The following is a 4,588-nucleotide window of genomic DNA, read 5'->3' as shown; positions in this document are numbered from 1 at the left end:
CGCCGCTGGACCGTCGCCGACGCCGTCGAGCAGGCCCGCACCGAGCCCTGGGCCGGCCTGCCGAGCCGGGGCCGCTCCCTCGGGCCGGCCCGCCGCCGACTGGCCGCACTGCGGGACTGAGCGGCGCCGGTACCCCTCCGACCGGGCACGATGCCCGGCCGCGGGGAACGGCCGATCCCACAGAGGTTTGGCGAACACACTTGCGGCCACACGGAGGGGGAGGTGGCCATGTCGAACACGAAGAACACCGAAGGGTCACAGGGTTCACAGGAAACCCAGGACTCACAGGAATCCCACAAGAAAACGGACAACACCAGAACCACCAAACGGCCGAGCCCGATGGAGCTGCTGCGCCGGGCGCGCGGCCAGCTCGCGGAGCTCACCGGGATGGAAGCCGAGTCCGTGTCGTCCTTCGAGCAGACGGAGGAGGGCTGGGCGCTGGAGGTCGAGGTCCTCGAACTCGAGCGGGTGCCCGACACGATGAGCCTGATGGCGAGTTACCAGGTCGAGCTGGACCCCGACGGCGAGCTCACCGGGTACCGGCGCGTCCGCCGCTACGAGCGGGGGCGGGCCGACGCACACCGGCCCGGCGGCCGGTAGGCCGCCCGGCCGGACCCACACCCACGGAAAAGGAGGAAGAGTCGGCATGACAGTCGTACCGGCACAGCAGACCGGCGGTGGAGGCGGCAGCAGCGGCCTCTACGACGTGCTTGAACTTGTTCTGGACAGGGGGCTCGTCATCGACGCCTTCGTGCGCGTGTCCCTGGTCGGCATCGAGATCCTCAAGATCGACGTCCGTGTCGTCGTCGCCAGTGTCGACACCTATCTCCGCTTCGCCGAGGCGTGCAACCGCCTCGACCTGGAGGCGGGTCCCCGCAAGAGCCCGGGTCTGCCCGAGATCGTCGGTGAGGTCACCGAGTCCGGCGCCCGCGGCAAGTCCAAGGGGGCGCTGTCCGGTGCCGCCGAGACCATATCCGACGCCTTCAAGCAGGCGCGTGAGGACGGTTCCGGGCGCGAGGGCGAGTCGCGTCCGCGGGCCCGCAAGAGCACCTCGGCCCGCCGGAAGGAGGAGCAGGAGTGAGCACGTACGTCTACGGCATCACGGCGGCCTCGCACCCCGGCCTTCCCGAGGGTGTGGGCGGTGTCGGCGACCCGCAGCTGCCGGTGCGCGTCCTGCGCGAGGGCGAGCTGGCGGCCCTGGTCAGTGACGCCCCGGAGGACCTGCGTCCCAAGCGCAGGGAACTGCTCGCCCACCAGAACGTGCTCAGCGAGGCCGGCGCGGCCGGCTGTGTGCTGCCCATGCGCTTCGGCAGCGTCGCCCCGGACGACGACGCCGTCACCGGTGTCCTCGCCGAGCGCGCCGAGCACTACGGGGAGCGGCTGCGGGCCCTGGACGGCCGGGTCGAGTACAACGTCAAGGCCAACCACGTCGAGGACGCCGTCCTGCACCACGTGATGGCCGGCAACCCGGAGATCCGTGCCCTCGCGGAGGCCAACCGGAAGTCCGGCGGCGGCAGTTACGAGCAGAAGATCCAGCTCGGCGAGATGGTCGCCGCCGCCGTCAAGGCCAAGGAGGCCGAGGACGCCGTCGCACTGGAGCGCGTCCTGGAACCGGTCGCCGACGCGGTGAGCGTGGGCCCCGAGTCCACGGGCTGGCTCGCCAACGTGTCGTACCTGGTGAAGCGGGAGGCGGCGGCGGAGTTCCTGGAAGCGGTGGACCAGGCCCGCAAGGACCTGCCCCACCTCGAAGTACGTCTGAACGGCCCACTGCCGCCGTACAGCTTCGTCGAGCCCGGCCCGGCCGAGCCGGCGGGCACCGCGGCCGGTGGGGCGGACGCCGGAGCGGGGTGACGACATGGGCCTGATCTCGGAGGTCCTGCTGCTGCCGTTCGCCCCGGTGCGCGGCAGCGGCTGGGCCATCCGGCAGGTACTGCGGGAGGCGGAGCGCATCTACTACGACCCCGCCACGATACGGGCCGAACTGGCACGGCTGGAGGAGCAGCTGGAGGCCGGAGAGATCACGGAGGAGGAGTTCGACCGGCAGGAGGACGAACTCCTCGACCGGTTGGAGACCGCAACGCGCACCGGCGCGGGTACAGGGGACGGGACGGCACCACGATGAACCGAATGGGACTGGGCCTCGCGATCGGGGCCGGATACCTCCTCGGACGGACGAAGAAACTGAAGATGGCGGTCGCCGTCGGCGGCCTGGTGGCGGGCAAGAAGCTGAACCTCAGCCCGCGCATGGTCGCGGACCTGGTCTCCCAGCAGCTACGGGACAATCCGCAGTTCAAGGAGATCGGCGACCAGCTGCGCGGTGACCTGCGGGGCGTCGGCAAGGCGGCCTCCGGCGCGCTGGTCGAGCGGCAGCTCGACTCCCTCGCCGACCGGCTGCACGGCCGTACCGCCGACATGCGGGACCGGCTGACGGGCGCCGGCCCGCGGGACGACGCCGACGCGGAACACGCCGAGGACGAGGAACACGAGGACGAGGAACGCGAGGAGGCGCGGGCGGAGGACCGGGAGCCGTCGGACGAGCAGGCCTCCGAGCGGCCGGCCAGGAAGACCCCGGCGAAGAAGGCCGCCCCCGCGAAGAAGGCCGCGGCGAAGAAGACGGCTCCGGCGAAGAAGACGGCCGCCAAGAAGACCGGGGCCGCGGCCCGCGGCGCCCGCTCCCGCACGGCGAAGGGAGGCGGTGAGCGATGACCGAGACCCTCGGACGGGCCGGCTCCGCCGCGCGTGACGGTGCGAACGGGGCGGCGAAGAACCCGCTCGCCGATGTGGCCCACAGCGAGGCCGCCGACCGGCTCAAGGCCGAGCTGCAGGACTACCTCGCGGCCCAGGCCACCCGGCTGCTGACCGGCCTCGGCCACAAGCTCGGCGAGACCACGAACAAGCTCAACGACATCGCCGAGGGCAACAGCCCGGGCTTCGCCAAGCTCGCCCTCGACGGCGGTCGCAAGATCGCCGAGGGCAAGGGCCCGCTGCGCAGCGCCGTCGAACTCGGCGCCTCACGGGCCAAGGACAACGTGATGGGCGCGTTGAAGGGCCTGGGCGGAGGCGGCAAGGGCAAGCGCAAGAAGTCCGCTGGTCAGAAGCCCACCGTCATCATGGAGTACATCGATGTCGGGGTCCCGCTGCGCACGGCGTACGACCAGTGGACCCAGTACCAGGACTTCAGCACCTTCGCCAAGGGCGTCAAGAGCGCCAGCAAGTCCGACGACACCACGTCGGACTGGCAGGCGAAGATCTGGTGGTCGAACCGCAGCTGGAAGGCGAAGACCACCGAGCAGGTCCCCGACGACCGCATCGCCTGGTCCTCGGAGGGCGCCAAGGGCACGACGCGGGGCGTCGTCTCCTTCCACCGCCTCGCCGACAACCTCACCCGGGTCCTGCTGGTCATCGAGTACTACCCCTCGGGCCTCTTCGAGAAGACGGGCAACATCTGGCGCGCCCAGGGCCGCCGCGCCCGGCTCGACCTGAAGCACTTCGCCCGCTTCATCACCCTCAAGGGCGAGGCCGAGGACAGCTGGCGGGGCGAGATCCGCGACGGCGAGGTCGTCCGCAGCCACGAGGACGCCCTCGCCGAGGAGGAGGACGAGACCTCCGCCGACGACCGCGAGGAGGAAGAGGAACCCGAGGGCGACCGCGGGGAGGAAGAGGAACCCGAGGGCGAGTACGAGGACGAGCCCGAGGAGGAGTACGAGCCTGAGGGCGAGTACGAAGACGAAGACGAGGAAGAGGAAGAAGAGGAAGAGGAACCGGAGGCGGCCGAGGAGTCCGACGAGGACGAGTACCCGGAGGACGAGTACACGTACGAGGACGAGGACGAGGACGAGCAGTCCGAGAGCCGGAGCCGCCGATGACGACCCCCAGCCGGCTTCCCGAGCCGTACGGCCAGAGCAGCGGCGCCAATCTCGCCGACATCCTGGAAAGGGTGCTCGACAAGGGCGTCGTGATCGCGGGTGACATCCGGATCAACCTGCTGGACATCGAACTCCTCACCATCAAGCTGCGCCTCGTCGTCGCCTCCGTCGACAAGGCGAAGGAGATGGGGATCGACTGGTGGGAGTCCGACCCGGCGCTCTCCTCGCGCGCCCGGCGCGACGAACTGGCCAGGGAGAACGCGGAGCTGCGCGAACGGCTGGCCCGGCTGGAGGAACTGGGGCTGGAGCCCCGCCACGCACAGGAGGAGGGCCTGGAGCCCCGCCGCGCACAGGAGGAGGGCCCGTGACCGGACTGCGGTACGTCTACGCGGTCTGCCGCCCCTACGGCACGCCGCTCCAGGCACAGCTGACCGGAGTCGGGGGCGATCCGCCCCGGCTGCTGCCCCACCACGGTCTGGTGGCCGTCGTCAGCCACGTGCCCGAGGCGGACTTCGCGGAGGAACCGCTGCGCGCTCACCTGGAGGACCTCGACTGGCTGACCGCGGTCGCCCGTGCCCACCAGGGCGTGATCGACGCGCTCACCACCGTCACGACCCCGCTGCCGCTGCGGCTCGGCACCGTGTTCCGCGACGACAGCGGCGTACGGACCATGATGGAGGCGCGCGAGGAGAGCTTCCTGCGCACCCTGGACCGGCTGGAGG

8 protein-coding genes and 1 pseudogene are annotated in these 4,588 nt (G+C 71.1%); all 9 read left to right on the top strand.

What is annotated here, in order from left to right:
* Positions 1-120 (top strand): annotated as a pseudogene (locus B7767_RS48215) (ATP-dependent DNA ligase); the annotation flags it as partial.
* Between the two features lie 108 nt (positions 121-228).
* The gene (locus B7767_RS22215) at positions 229-600 is read left to right on the top strand and encodes a gas vesicle protein (RefSeq protein ID WP_085573750.1); all 372 of its coding nucleotides are present in this window, start codon (positions 229-231) and stop codon (positions 598-600) included.
* 46 nt (positions 601-646) lie between these two features.
* A complete protein-coding gene (locus tag B7767_RS22210; RefSeq protein ID WP_085573747.1) occupies positions 647-1,081 on the top strand; it encodes a gas vesicle structural protein GvpA in 435 nt (144 codons plus the stop codon).
* Positions 1,078-1,851 (top strand): GvpL/GvpF family gas vesicle protein, encoded by a 774-nt coding sequence (locus tag B7767_RS22205; protein ID WP_085573746.1) that lies wholly within the window; start codon positions 1,078-1,080, stop codon positions 1,849-1,851. Before B7767_RS22210 ends, B7767_RS22205 begins: the two co-directional genes overlap by 4 nt.
* Before the next feature lie 4 nt (positions 1,852-1,855).
* Complete coding sequence (locus B7767_RS22200) at positions 1,856-2,122, top strand: gas vesicle protein GvpG (protein WP_085573749.1); 267 nt, start codon at positions 1,856-1,858, stop codon at positions 2,120-2,122.
* Positions 2,119-2,706, top strand: coding sequence for a DNA primase (locus B7767_RS22195; protein ID WP_085573745.1), 588 nt, complete (start codon positions 2,119-2,121; stop codon positions 2,704-2,706). The genes B7767_RS22200 and B7767_RS22195 overlap by 4 nt, the downstream gene beginning before the upstream one ends.
* Entirely contained in the window at positions 2,703-3,866 is a 1,164-nt protein-coding gene (locus B7767_RS22190; protein WP_085573744.1) for an SRPBCC family protein, read from the top strand. The genes B7767_RS22195 and B7767_RS22190 overlap by 4 nt, the downstream gene beginning before the upstream one ends.
* Positions 3,863-4,234: a gas vesicle protein gene (locus tag B7767_RS22185; RefSeq protein ID WP_085573743.1), complete on the top strand. Its 372-nt coding sequence runs from the start codon at positions 3,863-3,865 to the stop codon at positions 4,232-4,234. Before B7767_RS22190 ends, B7767_RS22185 begins: the two co-directional genes overlap by 4 nt.
* A partial coding sequence (locus B7767_RS22180; protein WP_143652580.1) for a GvpL/GvpF family gas vesicle protein occupies positions 4,231-4,588 on the top strand: 358 nt, incomplete at its 3' end. The genes B7767_RS22185 and B7767_RS22180, both read left to right, overlap by 4 nt.

It is taken from the genome of Streptomyces sp. 13-12-16, from assembly GCF_002114215.1.
In the GTDB taxonomy this organism is placed as follows: Bacteria; Actinomycetota; Actinomycetes; order Streptomycetales; family Streptomycetaceae; genus Streptomyces.
Note: the sequence above shows the minus strand (reverse complement) of the source record. Positions and strands in the feature narration are given on the sequence as shown.

Excerpts from the sequence above, each read along its gene's own strand:
- B7767_RS22185 (WP_085573743.1), top strand. The coding sequence starts at position 3,863 with ATGACGACCCCCAGCCGGCTTCCCGAGCCGTACGGCCAGAGCAGCGGC.
- B7767_RS22215 (WP_085573750.1), top strand. The coding sequence starts at position 229 with ATGTCGAACACGAAGAACACCGAAGGGTCACAGGGTTCACAGGAAACC.
- B7767_RS22190 (WP_085573744.1), top strand. The coding sequence starts at position 2,703 with ATGACCGAGACCCTCGGACGGGCCGGCTCCGCCGCGCGTGACGGTGCG.
- B7767_RS22210 (WP_085573747.1), top strand. The coding sequence starts at position 647 with ATGACAGTCGTACCGGCACAGCAGACCGGCGGTGGAGGCGGCAGCAGC.
- B7767_RS22195 (WP_085573745.1), top strand. The coding sequence starts at position 2,119 with ATGAACCGAATGGGACTGGGCCTCGCGATCGGGGCCGGATACCTCCTC.
- B7767_RS22200 (WP_085573749.1), top strand. The coding sequence starts at position 1,856 with ATGGGCCTGATCTCGGAGGTCCTGCTGCTGCCGTTCGCCCCGGTGCGC.